Origin of the sequence: Nocardioides psychrotolerans (assembly GCF_900113685.1) — a bacterium.
In the GTDB taxonomy this organism is placed as follows: domain Bacteria; phylum Actinomycetota; class Actinomycetes; order Propionibacteriales; family Nocardioidaceae; genus Nocardioides; species Nocardioides psychrotolerans.
In genome coordinates, this window is record NZ_FOQG01000001.1 from 125,677 (window position 1) to 146,570 (window position 20,894).

General features: G+C 70.5%; 14 protein-coding genes. 10 read left to right on the forward strand and 4 right to left on the reverse strand.

Annotated elements, in window-relative coordinates:
• Nucleotides 1–7: 7 nt before the first annotated feature.
• On the reverse strand, nt 8–688 hold the full coding sequence (npdG, locus tag BM204_RS00590; protein WP_091109550.1) for an NADPH-dependent F420 reductase: 681 nt from the start codon (nt 686–688) through the stop codon (nt 8–10).
• A gap of 111 nt (nt 689–799) precedes the next feature.
• On the opposite strand from npdG, the gene BM204_RS00595 reads away from it, so the two are divergent.
• Nucleotides 800–2,887 (forward strand): acyltransferase family protein, encoded by a 2,088-nt coding sequence (locus BM204_RS00595; RefSeq protein WP_091109552.1) that lies wholly within the window; start codon nt 800–802, stop codon nt 2,885–2,887.
• A 120-nt stretch (nt 2,888–3,007) separates the two neighbouring features.
• Nucleotides 3,008–4,036 (forward strand): LLM class F420-dependent oxidoreductase, encoded by a 1,029-nt coding sequence (locus BM204_RS00600; RefSeq protein WP_091109554.1) that lies wholly within the window; start codon nt 3,008–3,010, stop codon nt 4,034–4,036.
• 579 nt (nt 4,037–4,615) lie between these two features.
• Here the strand turns inward: BM204_RS00600 and BM204_RS00605 are convergent.
• Nucleotides 4,616–5,353 carry a MerR family transcriptional regulator gene (locus BM204_RS00605; RefSeq protein ID WP_091109555.1) on the reverse strand — a complete coding sequence of 246 codons (738 nt, stop codon included), beginning with the start codon at nt 5,351–5,353 and terminating at the stop codon, nt 4,616–4,618.
• A gap of 118 nt (nt 5,354–5,471) precedes the next feature.
• On the opposite strand from BM204_RS00605, the gene BM204_RS00610 reads away from it, so the two are divergent.
• The 8 genes from BM204_RS00610 (at nt 5,472) to BM204_RS00645 (ending at nt 18,397) form a co-directional block, all read left to right on the forward strand.
• On the forward strand, nt 5,472–6,626 hold the full coding sequence (locus BM204_RS00610; RefSeq protein ID WP_091109557.1) for an acyl-CoA dehydrogenase family protein: 1,155 nt from the start codon (nt 5,472–5,474) through the stop codon (nt 6,624–6,626).
• 124 nt (nt 6,627–6,750) lie between these two features.
• A complete protein-coding gene (locus tag BM204_RS00615) occupies nt 6,751–8,619 on the forward strand; it encodes an AMP-dependent synthetase/ligase (RefSeq protein WP_170259048.1) in 1,869 nt (622 codons plus the stop codon).
• A 145-nt stretch (nt 8,620–8,764) separates the two neighbouring features.
• A complete protein-coding gene (locus BM204_RS00620) occupies nt 8,765–10,972 on the forward strand; it encodes an MMPL family transporter (protein WP_091109559.1) in 2,208 nt (735 codons plus the stop codon).
• 76 nt (nt 10,973–11,048) lie between these two features.
• The gene (locus BM204_RS00625; protein ID WP_091109560.1) at nt 11,049–13,583 is read left to right on the forward strand and encodes a bifunctional FO biosynthesis protein CofGH; all 2,535 of its coding nucleotides are present in this window, start codon (nt 11,049–11,051) and stop codon (nt 13,581–13,583) included.
• A gap of 290 nt (nt 13,584–13,873) precedes the next feature.
• Nucleotides 13,874–14,962, forward strand: coding sequence for a sugar ABC transporter substrate-binding protein (locus BM204_RS00630; protein WP_091109562.1), 1,089 nt, complete (start codon nt 13,874–13,876; stop codon nt 14,960–14,962).
• A gap of 132 nt (nt 14,963–15,094) precedes the next feature.
• Complete coding sequence (locus BM204_RS00635; RefSeq protein ID WP_091109564.1) at nt 15,095–15,871, forward strand: ATP-binding cassette domain-containing protein; 777 nt, start codon at nt 15,095–15,097, stop codon at nt 15,869–15,871.
• 18 nt (nt 15,872–15,889) lie between these two features.
• Nucleotides 15,890–17,164, forward strand: coding sequence for a sugar ABC transporter permease (locus BM204_RS00640; protein ID WP_091109565.1), 1,275 nt, complete (start codon nt 15,890–15,892; stop codon nt 17,162–17,164).
• Nucleotides 17,165–17,173: 9 nt separating this feature from the next.
• Nucleotides 17,174–18,397: an ROK family protein gene (locus tag BM204_RS00645; protein ID WP_091109567.1), complete on the forward strand. Its 1,224-nt coding sequence runs from the start codon at nt 17,174–17,176 to the stop codon at nt 18,395–18,397.
• A gap of 62 nt (nt 18,398–18,459) precedes the next feature.
• Here the strand turns inward: BM204_RS00645 and BM204_RS00650 are convergent, their stop codons facing one another.
• Nucleotides 18,460–19,686, reverse strand: coding sequence for an ROK family protein (locus BM204_RS00650; RefSeq protein WP_091109568.1), 1,227 nt, complete (start codon nt 19,684–19,686; stop codon nt 18,460–18,462).
• 2 nt (nt 19,687–19,688) lie between these two features.
• The gene (xylA, locus tag BM204_RS00655; RefSeq protein WP_091109570.1) at nt 19,689–20,861 is read right to left on the reverse strand and encodes a xylose isomerase; all 1,173 of its coding nucleotides are present in this window, start codon (nt 20,859–20,861) and stop codon (nt 19,689–19,691) included.
• Nucleotides 20,862–20,894: the final 33 nt, after the last annotated feature.

A 20,894-nucleotide genomic window follows, 5' to 3' on the forward strand; every position in this document is an offset into this window, starting at 1 on the left:
GGTCGGCTCAGTGAGTCGACAGCCCTGAGATCCGCACGCCCGAGTGCGCCTTGTACTTCTTGTTGATCGAGATCAGGACCGCGGTCAGGGGCTCGAGCTGACGCGCGAGACGAAGCGCGCCGGCGTCGATCCCGTCACGGCTCGTCACGCTGCGGGCCAGCTCGATCGCGACCGCCTTGGCCTCGGGCGAGTCACCGCAGACGAGGACATCCTCGTCGTCGAGGTAGTCGTGGTCGCCCCACAGCGTCACCGCGGAGACGTGGTGGAAGGCACCGACGACCGACGACTCGGGTGCGATGCGCTGGGCGGACTCCGCAGCGGAGCCCTCGCCGGCGTCGACGACGCGACCGTGGGGGCCACGCTTGTCGAATGCCAGCGGGTTGACGCAGGAGATGACGACCTTGCCGTCCAGCGGCAGCGTGGCGACCAGCTCGTCGTGGCCGTCGTACGGCACTGCCAGCAGGACCACGTCGGCGTCGGCGCAGGCATCGACGTTGGATGCGCCCGTCACCGCTCCGGCATCGGCGACACCGGCGAGCCGCGTCGTGACCTCCTCGGCCACCGGCACGGCCTTCTCCGCCGCCCGCGACCCGAGGACCACCGTGTGACCGTGACGAGCGAAGCGGTAGCCCAGCCCCTTGCCCTGCGGGCCGGTCCCACCGATCACGGCAATGCGGTACGACGTCACTCTGGGCTCCTTCGAAGTGGGGGCTGCTGCGGTGCAGCACTATCTCATCGGCCCGTGTCGTCCGGGTGCGGCCGGTCACCCTTTGGTACCTTCGGCGGAGGATCCGAACGCATGGGGTGGCGATCTGTGGGGACACGCTTCCGAGGTGACATCCAGGGCCTGCGCGCAGTCGCTGTCCTGGCGGTCGTCGCCGCCCACGCGGGGGTGCCCTTCCTGCCCGGCGGCTTCGTCGGCGTCGACGTCTTCTTCGTCATCTCCGGGTTCCTGATCTCCGGTCTGCTGTTCCGCGAGGTGTCGGAGGCGGGCCGGGTCTCCCTGGCCTCCTTCTGGTCGCGACGGGCCCGCCGCATCCTGCCGGCCGCCACGGTCGTCACGTTGGTCACGGTCGCGGTCGCGGTCGTCGGCCTCAGCCTGATCGACGCGCGCCAGGTCGTCGTGGACGCGATCTGGTCGAGCCTGTTCGCGGCCAACGTCCACTTCGCCCAGCAGGACATCTACTACTTCGCCTCCGGCAGCGGCACGTCCCCGCTCCAGCACTACTGGTCCTTGGCAGTCGAGGAGCAGTTCTACGTCGTGTGGCCACTGCTACTGCTCGCCCTGGTGGGCCTGAGCCGCATCGGGCGCAAGGGGACGACGCACGCCCACCTCCCTCGCACGACGATCGCCGTCGCGCTGGTGCTGATCACCGCGACCTCGTTCGGCTGGTCGCTCCACCAGACCGCCGAGCAGCCGGGGTCGGCCTACTTCTCGACCTTCACCCGCGCCTGGGAGCTCGGCGTCGGTGGCCTCGCCGCCCTCGTCGCCGTCCCGCTCGCCCGAGTCCTGCACCGCCACCTGCTCACCGTCCTCGGCATCATGGGTGTCGCCGCGATCGTCGTCGCCTGCATGGCGTTCACCCCCGACACGGCGTTCCCGGGCTACTCCGCCGCCCTGCCGGTGCTCGGCACCGCCCTGCTGCTTGTCGCCGGAGCCGGCGCTAGGAGCCCTGCGACGTCGCACCTGCTGGACAACGCGCCGATGCGCACGCTCGGCGACTGGTCCTTCTCGATCTACCTGTGGCACTGGCCGGCGCTGATCCTGAGCGAGGGCCTGCTCGGCCGGCCACTGGCCGCCGGGGAGACCGGCCTCGTCGTCCTCGCGGTCCTCGGCCTGTCCAGCCTGACCTTCCACCTCGTCGAGAGCCCCTTCCGCACCGGCCGTCCCGCCCGCGCACTGCGGGTCCCGCGCGCCCTCGCTCTCTACCCCGCGAGCCTGGTGCTCGTCGGCGCCACCTGCCTGGTCGGCTGGCAGTGGACCGCGGTCCAGGGTGGTGAGACCGGTGACAACCCGCCCATCACCGTGGCCGGCAGCCACGACGACGCGGTAGCGCTCGTGCGGGCCTCCGTCGACGCCGCCCGCGACGAGGTCGCCGTCCCCAGCGACCTCACCCCCGACCTGCTCGAGCTGCGCGACAGCATCGCCGACGTCGGGGACTGCGACTACGCCGAGGACGTGCGCGCGCTCTGCCCGCGTGGGGCCACCAACGGTGAGCGCACGCTGGTCGTGGTCGGCGACTCCCACGCCCGCGCCTGGATCCCGGCCTTCGACCGCATCGCCGTCGAGGGCGACTGGACGGCCTACTACCTCGTCAAGCCGCAGTGCACTGCCGCGCACGTGCTCGTCGCCCCCGTCAACGAGGCCCGGCCCTTCACCGAGTGCGTCGCCTTCCAGGACTGGGTCATCGACATGGTCAGCGGCCTCGAGCCCGACCTGGTCGTCGTCGCGTCGTCCCCACCCGTCAACGGCGTCTACGACGGGACCGCCCGCTACGAGGCCACCGACAAGGTGGCACCCCTGCTCGCCGACGGCTACGACGAGCTCTTCGGCGAGCTGCTCGGCAACGCCGAGCGCGTGGCCCTGCTGCGCGACGTACCCAAGTCGCCCGACGACCCCGGCACCTGCCTCACCCAGGGCGACCCGAGCCTCGGCGACTGCATGTTCAGCCCCGTCGAGCGCTCCGAGATCCTCGCCGACGTCGCCGTCCAGTCCGCCATCCTGACCGGCGCCGAGGTCGTCGACCCGACTCCGTGGCTCTGCTACGAGGGCGACTGCCCCGTCGTCATCGGCGGCACGCTGTCCTACCGCGACACCGACCACATCACCACCGAGTACGCCGCGTCCCTCGCCGGCGCGCTCGGCCGCGCGCTCGACATGCTCTGACGCCACGCCGCGCCATGGCACCGACCTGACGCGATCACGTCACACCCCACCGCACTTGCCACGATGACAGCGGGCTTGTCACAGTGACGGCCCACACCCACCGATCCCGAGGGACCCTCCATGAAGCTGTCCATGCCGCTCGTCTACGCCGGCAACCCGCGCGAGTCCGCCGACCAGGTGGCCACGCTGGAGAAGGCAGGGCTGGACACCATCTGGGTCGCCGAGCCCTATGGCTTCGACGCGCCCACGCTCATGGGTTACCTCGCCGCCAAGACCGAGACCGTCGAGATCGGCGCCGGCATCCTCAACGTCTACTCCCGCACGCCTGGCGCGCTCCTGCAGACCGCCGCCGGCCTCGACAATGTCTCCGGCGGTCGCGCCGTCATCGGCCTCGGCGCCTCGGGACCGCAGGTCATCGAGGGCTTCCACGGCCTCCCCTACGACAAGCCGCTGGGTCGCACCCGCGAGATCATCGAGATCATCCGCATGGGTCTTCGCCGCGAGGCTCTCGTCAGCGACGGCATCTTCAAGCTCCCGCTCCCCGAGGGCCAGGGCCTCGGCCTCGGCAAGCCGCTCAAGCTCCTCAACAAGCCAGAACGATCCGTCATCCCCCTCTGGGTCGCTGCCCTCGGCGACAACAACGTGAAGATGACCGCCGAGGTCGCCGACGGCTGGCTGCCCTTCCTCTTCCACCCCGAGAAGGCTCACCAGGTCTGGGGCGAGGCCCTCGCTGCCGGTCAGGCCAAGCGCTCCCCCGACCTCGGCCCCCTCGAGATCAGCGCCGGCGGCATGGTCGCGATCGGCGAGGACGTCAAGGGCATGCTCGACTTCATGCGCCCGATGTATGCGCTCTACGTCGGCGGCATGGGCGCCCGCGGCAAGAACTTCTACAACGAGCTCGCCTGCCACTACGGCTACGAGGAGGAGGCCGCCAAGATCCAGGACCTCTACCTCGACGGCCACAAGCGCGACGCCGAGGCCCTGGTGCCCACCGAGTGGCTGGAGGCGGGCAACCTCGTCGGCCCCGCGTCGTACGTCAAGGAGCGCATCGAGGCCTTCAAGGCCGCCGGCGTCACCAACCTCGCCCTCTCTCCCGCCTCCGACGACCCCGCGGGCACCATCGCCCAGATCAAGGAGTGGGTGTCCTGAGCATTCTGACGCTGGCGCGTCGGGGTTGATGAGCGCCATCGCCCTGGTGCGCTGGGTGGGCGCGACCGCCTGGCAGGGATGGCCAGCGGCGGACAGGGGCGGCGCGTCGCCGGGAGACGTGGTTGTGTGCTTGCGCAGGTCTACCGGCGCCGCGGCCAAGCCCTTTTAGCCCCCGCAGACCACCCCTGCCCGGCCGCCACGCCCACGCAGGACAGCACCCTGTCTCGACTCATAGGTCGTGGAGGTAAGGCACGGGGCCGGTGCGCCGACGCGAGCGGGCCGCGCACGTGGACCGTCACGAACGGCGTGCTGGTGCGTGGAACATCTCCCCCCTCACCACCGGCAAGGGCGAGGGGTGGGTGTCCGCGCGGGAGGGCGCCGGAGGCAGGTCGGGTCTGCGGGGGGCTAAAAGTGAGGCGTGGCGCCGGGGCGACGGCGCGCAACCACCCACCCATGCCGTCCCCGGCGAGACGGCGAGCCTGCCCCCCCGCAGACCCGGGCCTGCCACAGGCGCCCTCCCGTGGAGCACTCCCACGAGTCCCTCATCAACCCCGACGCGCCAGCGTCGGAGCTGTCGCCTCAGTCGCGGGCGAGCGAGCGGGTGATGACCTGGTTGGCGGCGCGCTGGAAGCCGGCGACGACGGCCTCGAGGGTGAGCTGGCGCAGGCGCGGGAGGGTCTGCTCGAGGCGGGCGGCGTCCTCGGGCGAGTGGGGATCGCGGCGGTAGGGCTCGAGGAGCTCGTCGCGCAGGATGTCGGTGAGCTCCTCGGCCAGCGCACCCATGTGCCGGCGGATCGCCTCGTCCGCGCGGGAGATGCCGGCCTCAGGGATGTCGAGGTCGAGGAGGTCGAGACCGACCTCCAGGTGGGACATCACGACCCACCCATCACTGCCCTGCTCGATGCAGCCGAGGTTGGTGAGCAGGCGCAGGTCGGAGCCGGTGAGCTTGCGGCCTGCCCGCTTCTCGAGCTGGCGCAGCGTGAGCTGCTCGGGCGGCTTGCCGGTCCACGAGGTGAGCATGGCGCGCTGGAGCACGAGGTCCTCGACCGTGGCGTCGATGGGCAGGCCGGCCAGGAACCCCTCGATCGCCTGGAGCGTGAAGCCGTGCTCCTGCAGGGCCCGGACCATCTCGAGGCGCGCGCGGTGGAGGTCGTCGTAGTAGGCGACGCGGCCGCGGCGGACCGGCGGGGGCAGGAGGCCCAGGCTGGCGTAGTAGCGGGTGGTCCGGACGGTCAGTCCGACGGCCGCGGACAGCTCGTCGATGGTCAGCCGGTCGCCGGACGGGTCTGCGGCAGCGTCGACGGTGGAAGCACCCATGACTGTCACAGTATCGCTGTCACAGCATCTGTGGCAGGTTCTGAGACCGCCCTTGAATGCTGACAGTGATGCTGTCACAGTTGCGCTGACATACCCGTTCCTCGACCGGAGGCCCCGCATGCCCGAGACCCCGTCCATCTACGAGCAGGAGCACGACGACTTCCGCGCGATGGCCCGCGCCTTCATGGACAAGGAGGTCGCCCCCTTCCACGCCCAGTGGGAGAAGGACGGACAGGTCAGCCGCGAGGTCTGGACCAAGGCCGGCGCGGCCGGGCTGCTCTGCTTCGACGTCGAGGAGCAGTACGGCGGGATGGGCGTCCACGACTTCCGCTACAACGCGATCGTCTCCGAGGAGATCTCTCGGATCGGCGCCAGCGGCCTGGGCTTCCCGGTGCACACCGACATCATCGTCCCCTACATCAGCCAACTCGGGACCGAGGAGCAGAAGCAGCGGTGGCTCCCCGGCCTGGTCAGCGGCGAGATCATCTCGGCCGTCGCGATGACCGAGCCGGCCGCCGGCTCCGACCTCCAGGGCATCCGCACCTCGGCCACGTACCAAGCCGACACGGGCTGCTACGTCCTCAACGGCTCCAAGACCTTCATCAGCAACGGCATCATGTCCGACCTGGTGATCGTCGTGTGCCGCACCGATCCCGACGCCGGCCACCAGGGCATCAGCCTGCTGGTCGTCGAACGCGGCATGGAGGGCTTCGAGCGCGGCCGCAACCTCGACAAGATGGGCCTCAAAGCCCAGGACACCTCCGAGCTGTTCTTCGACAACGTCATTGTGCCCAAGGAGAACCTCCTGGGCGAGGAGGGCTCCGGCTTCATCTCGCTCATGGTCAACCTGCCCCAGGAGCGCATCTCGATCGCCGCGATCGCGGTCGCCGCCTGCGAGCAGGTTCTCGCGATGTGCCTCGACTACGCCAAGCAGCGTGAGGCGTTCGGCAAGCCGATCGGCAAGTTCCAGCACAACCGTTTCCTGCTGGCCGAGATGGCCACCGAGGTCCACATCGCCCGGGTGTTCGTCAACGATTGCATCCTCAAGCTCAACGCCGGCGAGGTCGACACTGCGCTCGCCTCCATGGCGAAGTGGTGGACCACCGAGCTCCAGACCAAGCTGGTCGACCGAGGTGTCCAGCTCCACGGCGGCTACGGCTACATGATGGAGTACCCGATCGCGAAGGCGTTCGTGGACAGCCGGATCCAGACGATCTACGGCGGCACGACCGAGATCCAGAAGGAGATCATCGGGCGCAGCCTGGGCATCTAGGCCCCTCGCACCTGTCAGCACCCGGCAGCACCCGCGGCTGTCACGCCGTCTCCCTTGTGGGGTGGTGTGACAGCCGCCACACTTTGCCCACGACGTCCGCACCGCCTGCCGAGGAGATCTGCCGATGACCAGTGACGTGCCCACCGAGGTGCTCACCAAGAGAGCCGAGATCGAGGAGCGCATCGCGGGCCAGACCCTCGCCGACGTGCTCGCCGGGACGGTGGCGCAGCACGCCGACGAGCCGGCGTACTCCGACAAGCACCACCTCCAGGGTGATGCCGCGTGGCGCACCCTGACCTGGACCGAGGTGCGCGAGCGCAGCCTCGACGTGGCGGGCGGGCTCATCGAGCTCGGGGTGGCTCCGGGCGACACGGTGGCGATCATGGCGACCAACCGGATCGAGCACGTGCTCGCCGACATCGGTGCCGTGCACGCCGCGGCGACGCCGATGTCGATCTACAACACGCTCTCCGTCGAGCAGGTCTCCTACGTCTCGGCGCACGCCGAGCCCACGGTCGTCATCCTCGAGAACGCCGACCACCTGGCCCGCTGGTCGCAGGCACTCGATGCGACCGCGAGCGTACGGCGGGTGGTGGTCCTCGACGCCGACGCCTGCCCCGCGGGCGACCGCTTCATGACCTGGGCCGCGTTCCTCGACGCAGGAGCCGCGTTCCACGCGGCCAACGCCGCCGACGTCGAGAGCCGCCACACCGCCCTGACCCCCGAGTCGCCGGCGACGATCCTCTACACGTCCGGCACCACCGGCAACCCCAAGGGCGTGGTGCTCACCCACCACAACGTGATCTACGAAGCCATCAGCACGCTGGAGTCCGCCGGCCTCGAGGGCGCCCAGCGCCAGGTCAGCTACCTCCCCTTCGCGCACATCGCCGAGCGTGTCCTGGGCATCTACGGCCCGCAGCTGCTGGGCGGCCACAGCCACTGCATCGGCGACCCGGCCCAGCTGCTGGCCACCCTCGGCGAGGTGCACCCGACGGCCTTCTTCGGCGTGCCGCGCGTCTGGGAGAAGATCAAGACCGGCCTGTCCGCCAAGCTCGCTGCCGACCCCGACCCCGACAACGTGACCATGGTCCAGGACTCCATGGCCGCGGCCCTCGCGTGGGTGCAGGCGCAGGAGGTCGGTGGCACGATGACGCCCGAGATCGAGGAGGCCTACGCCGCGGCCGACGCCCGGATCCTGGGCTTCCTGAAGCTGCTGCTCGGCCTCGACCAGGTGACCTGGGCCGGCTCCGCCGCGGCGCCCATGCCGATCGAGGTCGCGAAGTTCATGGCCGGGCTCGGCCTCAAGGTCTTCGACGTCTACGGCATGACCGAGACCTGTGGCGCCGTCACCTCCAACGGTCCGGGCGGCTTCAGGCTCGGCACCGTCGGGCGCCCCAACCCGGGCATGGAGATCCGGCTCGCCGAGGACGGCGAGGTGCTGGTGCGCGGGCCCGTCAACACCCCCGGCTACTACCGCCAGGAGGAGGCCACGCGCGCCCTCATCGACGAGGACGGCTGGGTGCACACCGGCGACATCGGCACCCTCGACGACGACGGCTTCTTCGCGATCGTCGATCGCAAGAAGGAGCTGATCATCACCTCCGCGGGCAAGAACATCGCGCCCTCCAACATCGAGAACTACCTCAAGGAGTCGCCGATCGTCGGCCACGCGATGGCGATCGGCGACAACCGTCCCTACGTCGTCGCGATCCTGACCCTCGACGGCGAGGTGGCACCCGTGCTCGCCGAGCGCATGGGCGTCGAGTTCACCGACCTGGCCGACCTGGCGCAGAAGCCCGAGATCCAGGCCATGGCCCAGGCTGCGGTCGACGCGGCCAACGAGCGGCTCTCGCGCCCCGAGCAGGTCAAGGCCTTCGAGCTGCTCCCCGTCGAGTGGACCGCCGAGTCCGAGGAGCTCACCCCGACGCTGAAGCTCAAGCGCCGCGTCGTCAACCAGAAGTACTCCGACGTGCTGGACCGCCTCTACGGCTGAGCCCCAGGCCGAGTCGGCGGTCTGGACCATCAGTCGTCGTACGCCGGGGTGCCGCACGCCTGGGCGATGAGTCCTGGGCGGAGCCGGAGTCTGATCAGGGGAATCCCTGATGCGGACCGTCCCCGCCCCCTGAGAGGCTCCAGTCATGCACCGACAGATCGCCGGCAAGCTCACCGGCAGAGTCACCAAGTGGATCGTGCTCCTCGGCGCGGTCGTGGTCGTGGGCCTCATGGCTCCCCTCAACGCCCAGCTCATCGACGTCCAGAACAACGAGGCCTCCTCCTGGCTGCCCGAGTCCGCCGAGTCGACCCAGGTGCTCGAGGAGCTGACCGGCACGGTCGACCCCAACGACATCGACACCCTGGTCGTCTACTACCGCGAGGGGGGCCTGACCGCCGAGGACCTGGCGACGATGGACGCCCACGCCGCCGAGATCGCGAAGATCGGCGGGGTCACGGACGAGGGCGTCCTGTCACCCAACGCCGCCCAGCAGGCCGGGATCCCCTTCCCGCTGGTCTCCGAGGACGGCGAGGTCGCCAACCTGGCCTTCACCTTCAACTTCGGCGCCGACGGCTGGTTGAGCATCCCGGACGCCGCCGAGGAGGTCCGCGACATCGCCCGGATCGACGGAGTCACGGTGCACCTGGCGGGCTACGGCGGGCAGGCAGCGGACGCCTCCGCGGCCTTCGAGGGCATCGACACGAACCTGATCCTCGCGACGCTGCTCGTGGTGATCCTGATCCTGCTGTTCACCTACCGCAGCCCCGTCCTCTGGCTGCTCCCGATCATCTCGGCGGTGTTCGCCTACATGATCTCCGGCGGGGTGGTCTACCTGCTGGCGAAGTACGCCGGCCTCACGGTCAACGGGCAGAGCCAGTCCATCCTGGGCATCCTGGTGATCGGGGCGGGCACCGACTACGCCCTCCTGCTCGTGGCGCGCTACCGCGAGGAGCTGCGCCGCCACGAGGACCGTCACGAGGCGATGGCGTTCGCCCTCCACCGGGCCACGCCGGCGATCCTCGCCAGCGCCGCGACCGTCGTGATCGGCCTGCTCTGCCTGGTGTTCTCCGACCTCAACTCGACCGCGGGCTTGGGCCCTGTGCTGGCCGTCGGGGTCACGGTCACGTTCCTGGTCATGGTGACGCTCCTCCCGGCGCTGCTGGTCATCTGCGGCCGCTGGATCTTCTGGCCCCAGCGTCCGGCGTTCGGCTCGGAGGAGCCCACGGGCAGGGGCATGTGGGCCAAGGTCGGCTCGGCCATCGCCCCTCGCCCGCGCCGCGTCTGGGTCGTGACGACCGGGCTCCTGCTCCTCGCGTGCCTCGGCCTCTTCAAGCTCGACCCGTCGGGCCTGGCGCAGGACGAGCAGTACACGAAGGAGTTCGACTCCATCAAGGGCCAGAGCCTGCTGGCCGACCACGGCCTCGCCGACACGTCCAACACCGTCCAGGTGGTGACCGACACCGACCAGGCACCGGCGGTGATGGACGCTCTGTCCGGCGTGTCCGGGCTGGGGCAGCCGAGCGAGCCGATCGAGATCGGCGACGGCCGGAGCTTCCTGACCGCGACCCTGGGCACCGACATGTCCTCGACAGCCTCCTTCGACGCGGTCGGGGCGGCCCGCGACGCCGTGCACGACCTCGACGGGGCCGATGCGCTCGTCGGGGGCGCGTCGGCGTTCTACCTCGACACGAAGATCGCCTCCGAGCGGGACAACAAGGTGATCATCCCGATCGTCCTGGTCGTGGTCCTGCTGATCCTGATGATCCTGCTGCGGGCCCTCGTCGCGCCGCTGATCCTGATCGGCACGGTGATCTTGTCCTTCGGCGCAGCGCTGGGCATCTCGGCCGTGCTCTTCACCGAGGTGTTCACCAGGATCGGGCTCTTCGAGGTCAACGACGGTTTCGCCCACACCGATCCGGGGTTCCCCCTGTTCGCCTTCGTCTTCCTCGTGGCGCTCGGGATCGACTACAACATCTTCCTGATGACCAGGGTGCGCGAGGAGGCCGCCCAGCACGGCACCCGCAAGGGCTCCCTGATCGCCCTGTCCTCCACCGGGGGTGTGATCACCTCTGCCGGGCTGGTGCTGGCGGCGACGTTCCTCGTCCTCGGCTCGCTGCCGCTGGTCTTCTTGGCACAGCTGGGGGTCGCGGTCGCCCTCGGCGTGCTGCTGGACACGATGATCGTGCGCTCCGTGCTGGTCACGGCCATCAACCTCGACCTCGGTGGCCGCATCTGGTGGCCGAGCACGCTGGACCGGGCCGGGCACGAGGTCACACCCCCCGAGACCTACGCCGAGCCCCTCACCGACCCCACCGGCGAGCCCGGCAGCGAGTCCGAACGGGTCAGCGTGTGAGAGGGCACTTCTAGAACACGTTCCACTGGGTGGGCCGGGGGAATGACCCCGGCCACCGCTGGCTAACCTGAGGGAAGTGACCGACCAGCCCACACCCCAGCAGATCCGCCGCGCGCTCGCGCGAGCGGAGCGGGGCGCTGCGCTCGACGTGAGCGAGGCAGCGGCACTCCTGGCCGCCACGGGAGCCGACCTCGAGCGGCTGGCCAGCGCCGCGGCGCGCGTGCGCGACGCGGGCCTCGTGGCCGCAGGGCGTCCGGGTGTCGTGACCTACTCACCCAAGGTGTTCATCCCGGTCACCAAGCTGTGTCGCGACCGGTGTCACTACTGCACGTTCGTCGAGTCGCCGGGCGAGCTGCGTCGTGCGGGGCACGCGATGTTCCTGTCCCCCGACGAGATCCTCGAGATCGCCCGTCAGGGCGCCGAGCTCGGCTGCCTGGAGGCTCTCTTCACCCTGGGCGACCGGCCCGAGGACCGCTGGCCCGAGGCGCAGGCATGGCTCGACGAGTCCGGCTACGACTCCACGCTGGCCTACGTGCGGGCCATGGCGATCCGGGTCCTCGAGGAGACCGGGCTGCTGCCCCACCTCAATCCCGGCGTCATGTCGTGGGAGGAGATGAACCGCCTCAAGCCGGTCTCCCCCTCGATGGGGATGATGCTCGAGACCACCAGCCGCCGGCTCTTCGAGACCAAGGGCGAGGCCCACTTCGGCTCCCCCGACAAGGACCCTGCCGTCCGACTGCGGGTCCTCGAGGACGCCGGACGCCTCTCGATCCCCTTCACCACAGGGCTTCTGGTCGGGATCGGCGAGACCCTGACAGAACGCGCCGAGACGATCTTCGCGCTGCGCCAGGTCTCGACCCAGTTCGGTGCCGTGCAGGAAGTCATCGTGCAGAACTTCCGTGCCAAGCCCGACACCGCGATGCGCCACACCGATGACCTCGATCTCGACGACTACCGCGCGGCAATCGCCGTGTCCCGGCTCGTCCTCGGCCCCAAGGCCCGCATCCAGGCTCCGCCCAACCTGGTCGACAGCTCTGAGGGGTCCTCCGAGTGCCGCCTCCTCCTCGAGGCCGGGGTCGATGACTGGGGCGGGGTCTCCCCGCTGACGCCGGACCACGTCAACCCTGAGCGCCCCTGGCCCAGCCTGGAGCGACTGCGCACGATCACGACGGAGTGCGGCTTCGAGCTCAAGGCGCGCCTGACGGTCCACCCGGAATACGTCCGCCAGGGCGAGCCGTGGCTCGACCCCCGCATCAGCGCCCACGTCGCCGCGCTCGCCGTCCACGACGGGCCGGACGCCGGCCTCGCGCGCCCCGGCGTACGACCGACCGGGCTGCCGTGGCAGGAGCCCGACGGCGGCTTCACCTCCATCGGGCGCACCGACCTGCACGCGGCCATCGACAGCGAGGGGCGCAGCGAGGACCGCCGCTCCGACTTCGGCGACGTTTACGGCGACTGGGCCTCGGTCAAGGACGCGGCCGGCTCGACATCCCTGATCGACGGCGCTCCGGCCGTGCTGCACGCCGAGGGCGCCGACGCCCTGCGCGCCGCCGAGGCCGACCCCGGCAACCTCTCCGACGAGCACGCCCTGACCCTCATGACCGCGGAGGGCGACCTGTTGCGCCAGGTCACCGGCCTGGCCGACGACCTGCGTCAGCAGGCCGTGGGTGACACCGTGACCTACGTCGTCAACCGCAACATCAACTTCACCAACGTCTGCTACGTCGGGTGCCGCTTCTGCGCCTTCGCCCAGCGCCGCACCGACGCCGACGCCTACACCCTCTCCCTCGACGAGGTCTCCGACCGCGCCGCCGAGGCCTGGGAGCTCGGCGCGACCGAGGTCTGCATGCAGGGTGGCATCGACCCCGAGCTGCCCGCCACGGCCTACTTCGACCTCGCCTCCGCGGTCAAGCAACGCGTGCCCGACATGCACGTGCACGCCTTCTCCCCCATGGAGATCGTCAACGGCACCGCCCGCACCGGTCTCTCGATCGAGGACTTCCTGATCAAGGCCCGCGAGGCCGGCCTCGGGTCCCTGCCCGGCACCGCCGCGGAGATCCTCGACGACGAGGTCCGCTGGGTCCTCACCAAGGGCAAGCTCCCCGCCCGCACCTGGATCGAGATCGTCTCCACGGCTCACCGCGTCGGCATCCCCACGACCTCGACGATGATGTACGGCCACGTCGACAACCCCCGCCACTGGGTCGGCCACCTGCGCGTCCTGTCGCGCATCCAGGACGACACGGGCGGCTTCACCGAGTTCGTGCCGCTGCCCTTCGTGCACACCTCCTCACCGATCTACCTCGCCGGCGTCGCCCGCCCCGGCCCCACCCTGCGTGACAACCTCGCCGTGCACGCGATGGCCCGCATCCTGCTCCACGGCCGCATCGACAACATCCAGACCAGCTGGGTCAAGCTCGGCGTCGAGGGCACCCAGGCCATGCTCAACGCCGGCTGCAACGACCTCGGCGGCACCCTCATGGAGGAGACCATCTCCCGCATGGCCGGTTCCGAGCACGGCTCGGCCAAGACCGTCGCGGAGCTGCACGAGATGGGCGCCGGCATCGGGCGGCCCGTCCGCGAGCGCACCACCACCTACCAGCTGCGCTGATCCGCCGGCGCGGTCGCCCGCACGTCATTCGCCGTCCCGAACAACAAAAGGTGCGGGCTGCGGGGGCAGGGACCGGACATCCGGAGGCGGCGGCCTCGTCCGCACCGCTCGACGTACGATCTGGTGCTCTCAGGGCGAACCGGTCGCTACGCATGCCTCCGACATCTCCCGGTAACAATCTGGCATCAAGGTCTGGACGTGACGGCAGTCACTCATTATGTTGTGCGAGACAACAAACAGGTGAGACCGGAGCGGGCTGGTCGCACCATCACCGCGAGGAGGCGGGTCGCATGAAGCGACAGCACACTTTGGTAGTAGCCGGACTCATGGGTGCCGCCCTGGCACTCAGCGGGTGTGGGAGCGACGACGGCGGGTCGGCGTCCGAGGGCGGCGAGAGCGCCGCCGCCGAGGGCAAGGTCGGCGTGATCCTGCCCGACACCGAGTCCTCCGTCCGCTGGGAGAGCGCGGACCGACCGGCCCTCGAGGCCGCCTTCGAGGCTGCCGGTGTCGAGTACGACATCCAGAACGCCGAGGGCGACGTAGAGCGCATGACCCAGATCGCCGACACCATGATCGGCAACGGCGTCACCGTCTTGGCCATCGTGAACCTCGACTCCGAGTCGGGCGCCGCGATCCAGGAGAAGGCCGCGTCCTCGGGCGTCGCCACCATCGACTACGACCGCCTGACCCTGGGCGGCACCGCCGAGTACTACGTGTCGTTCGACAACGTCGTCGTGGGCGAGCTCCAGGGCCAGGGCCTGGCCGACTGCCTGGGCGAGGAGGACGCCAACATCGTCTACCTCAACGGATCCCCGACCGACAACAACGCCACGCTCTTCGCCGAGGGTGCCCACAGCGTCCTCGACGGCATGGGCAACTACTCGGTCGTCGGCGAGCAGGCCGTCCCCGAATGGGACAACGAGGAGGCCGCCACGATCTTCCAGCAGCTCTACACCGCTGCCGACGGTGACGTCGACGGCGTCCTCGCTGCCAACGACGGTCTCGGTGGCGCCGCCATCAGCATCCTCGAGGGCGCGGGCCTGGCGGGCAAGGTCCCGGTCACCGGTCAGGACGCGACCGTCGAGGGTCTGCAGAACATCCTCGCGGGCACCCAGTGCATGACGGTCTACAAGTCCGCCACGCTCGAGGCGGGTGCGCTGGCCGACACCGCCATCGCGCTGGTCAACGGCGAGGAGGCCGAGACCACCGGCACGACCAAGGACTCCGAGAGCGGCCGCGAGGTCCCCTCGATCCTGCTCGAGCCGCAGTCCATCACGCTGGACACCGTCGGTGACGTGATCGCCGATGGCGGCCAGTCGGCGGCTGACGTGTGCGCCGGCGAGTTCGCCGACCTGTGCGCCGAGGCCGGCATCTCCTGACCGGCCCCTGACCTGGTCCCCCGGGGTGGCGATCCCGCCCCGGGGGACCGGCCGGCAGGCCGTGGCCTGCCCTCTGTCCCACCCTCGTTCCTGCACATCCCCACAGCCATCCCCTGACCGGAGGTAGGTCCCATGACCGAGCCGCTCCTCGAGCTCCGCGGTGTCAACAAGAGCTTCGGCGTGGTCCACGTCCTCCACGACGTCGACTTTGCCGTCTACCCAGGCCAGGTCACTGCCCTCGTCGGCGACAATGGCGCCGGCAAGTCCACCCTGGTCAAGATCATCGCCGGCATCTACGGCCGCGACACCGGTGACTACCTCTTCGATGGCCAGCCGGTCCACGTACACGGACCCCGCGACGTCGCGGCCCTCGGCGTCGAGGTCGTCTACCAGGACCTCGCGCTGTGCGACAACCTCGACATCGTCGAGAACATGTTCCTGGGTCGCGAGGAGACCAAGGGCATCGGCCTCGACGAGGTGAGCATGGAGTCCCGCGCCCGCGAGACCCTCGCCTCGCTCTCGGTCCGCACCGTCAAGTCGGTGCGCCAGAGCGTCTCGAGCCTGTCCGGCGGGCAGCGCCAGACCGTGGCCATCGCCAAGGCCGTCCTGTGGAACTCCAAGGTCGTGCTCCTCGACGAGCCGACCGCCGCCCTCGGTGTCGCCCAGACCCGCCAGGTCCTCGACCTGGTGCGCCGTCTCGCGGACCGCGGGTTGGGCGTCGTGCTCATCTCGCACAACATGGGCGACGTGCTGGAGGTCGCCGACCGCATCACCGCGCTGTACCTCGGCCGGGTCGCCGCCGACGTACACGTCGAGGACGTGACCCACGGCCAGATCGTCGAGCTCATCACCGCCGGCCGCTCCGGGGACCTCGGCATCGCCGAGAACCCCGCGACCGCGACCGTCTGACAGGACCGGAGACCCCTCATGACCGTCGGATCCGACACCCCCGCGAAGGTCGCCGACGGCGACTTCTCCGGCGACAGCCACCAGTCGACGACCATCGGCGACTCGGCGCGCGACTACCTCAACCGCCTGCGTGGCGGCGACATGGGCTCCTTGCCCGCGATCCTCGGGCTCATCTTCCTCTTCGTCGTCTTCTCGTCGCTCCACGACCGGTTCCTGACGACCTACAACATGGCCAACCTGGTCGTGCAGGCCGGCTCCATCTGCGTGCTGGCGATGGGTCTGGTCTTCGTGCTGCTGCTCGGCGAGATCGACCTCTCCGCCGGTGTCGCGGGCGGCGCCGCGGCCACCATCACCGCGCTGTTCCTCATCGACTACGACCTGTCGTGGTGGATCGCGACACTGGCCGGCATCGCCGTCGGCGCAGTGATCGGCGTGATCATCGGCGCACTGGTCTCGACCCTCGGCATCCCGTCCTTCGTCGTCACCCTCGCCTTCTTCCTCGCGCTGCAGGCGGTCCCGCTCAAGCTGATCGGCTCCGGCGGCTCGCTGCGCTTCAACGACGAGGTGCTGCGAGGGCTGTCGATCAAGAACGTCCCGGTCACGGCCGGATGGGTGGCCGCCGTGGCGATCGTCGCAGGGTTCGCGGCCCTGTCGCTGTGGCGCTACCGCTCGCTCTCGGCCCGGGGCCTGGTCCACGCGCCCCTCGCGCTGGTCGGCCTCCAGATCGCGGCGCTCGCCGTCATCGTCCTGGGCCTGACCGCCCTGCTCAGCAGCAACCGTGCACCCAACCCCGACATCTTCGTGATCAGCGGCATCCCGTGGGTCCTGCCGGTCGTGGTCGCGCTGCTGCTCTTCTGGACCTTCGTGCTGACCCGCACCCGTTTCGGCCGGCACCTCTACGCGGTGGGCGGCAACGCCGAGGCCGCGCGTCGCGCCGGCATCAACGTCACACGGATCAAGGTCACCGCCTTCGTGATCTGCTCCTCGATGGCCGCAGTCAGCGGACTCCTGGCGGCGTCCTACACCGGCAAGGTGTCCCCCGGCTCCGGTGGCGGCAACGAGCTGCTCTACGCCGTGGGCGCCGCGGTCATCGGCGGCACCAGCCTCTTCGGCGGTCGCGGCCGCGCGATCGATGCCATCGTCGGTGGCCTGGTCATCGCGACCATCCCCAACGGCCTCGGCCTGCTCAACCAGGCGAGCTACATCAACTTCCTGGTCACCGGCGGCGTGCTCCTGCTCGCCGCGAGCGTCGACGCCATCTCCCGGCGCCGGCGCTCCGCAGCAGGCGTCTAGGCCAACCTCATGAGTCGCCAGCGCACCGGCCTCGGCACGAACCAGGAGTCCGTCCGGCGCCACAACCTCGGGACCCTGCTGCAGCACGTCCACCGAGCCGGGCACAGCTCACGGGCCGAGCTCACCAGCATCATGGGCCTCAACCGCAGCACCATCGCAGGCCTGGTCGGGGAGCTGGAGTCGCTCGGCATCACCGAGCAAGCCCTCCCCTCCCAGGCACGTGGTGGGGCAGGACGCCCGTCGTCCGGGGTCGGGCTCTCGGGGAGCGGTCCGTTCGTCATCGCCGTCGACCTCGGCGTCGACCGGATGGACGTCGCCCGCGTCGGCCTCGGCGGTGTGATCCACGAGCGGGCAGCAGCCCCCATCGTCGGGGGGAGCGAGGCCTGGCAGGTCGCAGGCTCGGTGGCGGCCCTGGTGCGCCAGGTCGTCGAGGACGCCCCAATGTCCGCTCCCCTCGTCGGCATCGGGATCAGCGTCCCGGGCCTCGTACGGCGTACCGACGGGTTGATCCGGCTCGCTCCCAACCTGGAGTGGCACGACGTCTCGTTCGGCTCGATCGTCCTGGCTGCGCTCGGCGTCGACGTGCCGGTCTCGATCGCCAACGACGCCGACCTCGGAGCACTCGCAGAACACCACCGCGGCGCGGGCATCGACATCGACGACCTGATCTACGTCTCGGGCAACGTCGGCGTCGGCGCGGGCGTCATCGCCGGGGGGATGCGGCTCGAGGGCGCCGGGGGCTACGCCGGCGAGATCGGTCACCTGCGCTACAACCCCGAAGGCCGGCTGTGCCACTGCGGCAACCGCGGCTGCTGGGAGACCGAGGTCGGCGCCCACGCGATCGCGCGCGCCATCGGCATCCCCGAGGAGCAGGCCGCGTCGCTGGGCGAGCTGCTGGAAGGCTACCGGGAGCCGACCCCCGAGCTCCGTCTCATCGGCAGCCACCTCGGTCACGGGCTGGCCGGGCTCGTCAACGCCTTCAACCCCCAGGTCGTCGTTCTCGGCGGCTACTTCAGGGCGCTCTTCCGCCTGGTGCGCGTCGACGTCCAGGCCGCCCTCGCCGACCGCGCCCTGCCTGCTCCCCTGGAGTCGGTCACCCTGGCGCTGCCCGGCCTCGGCGCTGACTCGGTCCTGCTCGGCGCGGCCGAGAACGCCCTGGAGCCGCTCTTCGTGGACCCCGTCGCCAGCCTCGGCACCGCCATCACCGGGGTCGGCACCAAGCTCGCGGGCTGACCTGGGTCTCGTCGAGTGACGCGTCCTGCATGCTCCACGGCCTCCCGGACGTGCTCCTTGCGTCACTCGACGCCGGCCACCGCCACCTCACCCGAGAACACCGCCTCGAGCGACCGCTCGGCCGCACCGAGGGCGGCGGCCTCCATTCCGAGCGTGGAGAGCCGCAGGTCCGGGCGACGCTGGGCCGGTGAGGGCAGCCGCTGGTCCAGGGCCTCTCGGGCCGGCTGCAGCACCCGCTCCCCCAGCGCCACGAAGTAGCCACCCAGGACGATCACCTCGGGGTCGAGCACGTTGGCGAGGATCGCCAGGCCCAGGCCCACGTCGCGGCCGAGACGGGTCAGCGCCTCGCTCACCCGCGGGTCGCCCGCCGCCCGGGCAGCGACCGCCTCAGCGGAGCGCATCGGTGTCTCGAGCTCCGCCATGCCAGCGCTCGCAAGCATCGCGTGGAGGCCGATCGAGGCCTCCCAGCAGCCTTGCCGTCCGCAGCCGCACCGGGCGGCGGAGTCGCCGATGGGCATGTGCCCGACCTCGCCCGCGAAGCCCGTCGAGCCGCGCAGCAACCGCCCGTCGCTGACGATGCCGGCACCGATCCCGACCGTTCCGGTGAGGTAGAGCGCGTGGTCGGCTCCCACCGCCGCCCCGTGGTGCGACTCGGCGAAGGCCGCGCAGTTGGCGTCGTTGCCGACCGACACCGGGCAGCGGCCGTTGAGCGCCTCATCGACGGCGGCCGCCACCACGTCGTCGGCCACGTGCAGGTTGGGCGCCCACGCGACGGAGCGGTCATCGCCACGCACCAGACCGGGAACGGCGACCATCGCGCCGAGCAGGCGGCCCTGCGGCCCCCGTCGTACGACGTCTCGTGCGAGCGCGAGGAGCGCCGGGAGGGGGTCGTCGGTCACCGGCCTCGTCTCACTGAGCCGGACCCGGCCACCCAGGTCGAGCAGGACCGCCGACACGTAGTCGACGTTGAGCTCGAGCCCGAGACCGAGCAGCCCCTCCCCCGTCAGCGACACCGGCCGGCCCGGCCGCCCCCGCGCACCCGGGGCGACCACGGTGTCGTTCTCCGACACCGCGGCCGCCTCGGCGAGCGCTGCGACGATCACCCCGACCGTCGCCTTCGCCAGTCCGGTCCGCTTGGCGAGCTCGGCCCGGGTCGCGGGACCCTGCTGACGCAGGGTCCTCAGCACCAGGGACGTGTTGAGCCGCCGCAGGCCCTCGGTGCCCGCGGGCAGGCTCGCGGGCAGGCTCGCGGGCAGGCTCGCAGCGGTGCCCACGGGCTGGTCGGCCATGCTCAGCCGCGCACGCCGTAGAGGTGCTCGAGCGCGAGCTGGTCGAGCTTCTCGAAGCCGGCACCACGGGCCGCGAGGGCATCGGGGTCGGGCAGCTCCCACTCCTGCAGCTGGGCCCAGGTCTCGCCGGGCGCCAGGGTCGGCTCGGACAGCTCGGCCACGCGGGCCGCCACGAGTGCGGCCTGGACCTCGGGGTCCGCGCGGAAGGCCTTGGCCTTCTCGCGCAGGACGAGGTAGTTGGTCATGCAGGCCTCGGCCGAGACCCACACGCCGGCGTCGTCCTCGGTGCGGAAGGGCTTGAAGTCGAAGTGGACCGGGCCGTCGTAGCCGCCGGCGATCAGCGTGTCGACCACCCAGAAGGCGCCGCGCACGTTGCCGGCGCCGAAGCGCAGGTCCTGGTCGAACTTGGGGCCACCCTGCCCGTTGAGATCGATGTGGAAGAGCTTGCCCTGCCACATCGCCTGCGCGTAGCCGTGTGCAGCGTTGAGCCCGGCCATCTCCTCGTGGCCGACCTCGGGGTTGACCCCGACGCTCTCCGGCCGCTCGAGGGTCTCGATGAAGGCCAGCGCGTGACCGATGGTCGGGAGCAGGATGTCGCCGCGGGGCTCGTTGGGCTTCGGCTCGATCGCGAAGCGCATGTCGTAGCCCTTGTCCGCGACGTACTGACCCAGCACGTCGAAGGCCTCCTTGTAGCGGTCGAGCGCGGCCGCAACGTCCTTGGCCGCACCCGACTCGGCGCCCTCACGACCGCCCCAGCAGACGTAGGTCTGCGCGCCGAGCTCGGCCGCGAGGTCGATGTTGCGCATCACCTTGCGGATCGCGAAGCGACGCACGTCGCGCACGTTGGAGGTGAAGCCACCATCCTTGAACACCGGGTGCGTGAAGAGGTTGGTCGTCGCGGTAGTGACGGCCAGGCCGGTCTCTGCCAGGCCCTTCTTGAAGCGCTCGATGATCGCGTCGCGCGCGCCGTCGTCACTGCCGAAGGGGATCAGGTCGTCGTCGTGGAAGTTGACGCCGTAGGCGCCCAGACCGGCCAGGCGCTCCAGCGCGTAGACCGGGTCCATCGGGGCACGCGTCGCGTCGCCGAAGGGGTCGCGCGCGGTCCAGCCGACGGTCCAGAGGCCGAACGAGAACTTGTCCTCCGGGCGGGGTGCGGGGATCTGGAGCTGGCTCATCAGGTGCCTTTCGTGGAGGTGCTGCGCTGGAGT

Bases quoted from the DNA above. Each gene is read 5' to 3' on its own strand.
- BM204_RS00595 (WP_091109552.1), top strand. From the start codon at position 800: ATGGGGTGGCGATCTGTGGGGACACGCTTCCGAGGTGACATCCAGGGC.
- BM204_RS00600 (WP_091109554.1), top strand. From the start codon at position 3,008: ATGAAGCTGTCCATGCCGCTCGTCTACGCCGGCAACCCGCGCGAGTCC.
- BM204_RS00605 (WP_091109555.1), bottom strand. From the start codon at position 5,353: ATGGGTGCTTCCACCGTCGACGCTGCCGCAGACCCGTCCGGCGACCGG.
- BM204_RS00610 (WP_091109557.1), top strand. From the start codon at position 5,472: ATGCCCGAGACCCCGTCCATCTACGAGCAGGAGCACGACGACTTCCGC.
- BM204_RS00615 (WP_170259048.1), top strand. From the start codon at position 6,751: ATGACCAGTGACGTGCCCACCGAGGTGCTCACCAAGAGAGCCGAGATC.
- BM204_RS00620 (WP_091109559.1), top strand. From the start codon at position 8,765: ATGCACCGACAGATCGCCGGCAAGCTCACCGGCAGAGTCACCAAGTGG.
- BM204_RS00630 (WP_091109562.1), top strand. From the start codon at position 13,874: ATGAAGCGACAGCACACTTTGGTAGTAGCCGGACTCATGGGTGCCGCC.
- BM204_RS00635 (WP_091109564.1), top strand. From the start codon at position 15,095: ATGACCGAGCCGCTCCTCGAGCTCCGCGGTGTCAACAAGAGCTTCGGC.
- BM204_RS00640 (WP_091109565.1), top strand. From the start codon at position 15,890: ATGACCGTCGGATCCGACACCCCCGCGAAGGTCGCCGACGGCGACTTC.
- BM204_RS00645 (WP_091109567.1), top strand. From the start codon at position 17,174: ATGAGTCGCCAGCGCACCGGCCTCGGCACGAACCAGGAGTCCGTCCGG.
- BM204_RS00650 (WP_091109568.1), bottom strand. From the start codon at position 19,686: ATGGCCGACCAGCCCGTGGGCACCGCTGCGAGCCTGCCCGCGAGCCTG.
- xylA (WP_091109570.1), bottom strand. From the start codon at position 20,861: ATGAGCCAGCTCCAGATCCCCGCACCCCGCCCGGAGGACAAGTTCTCG.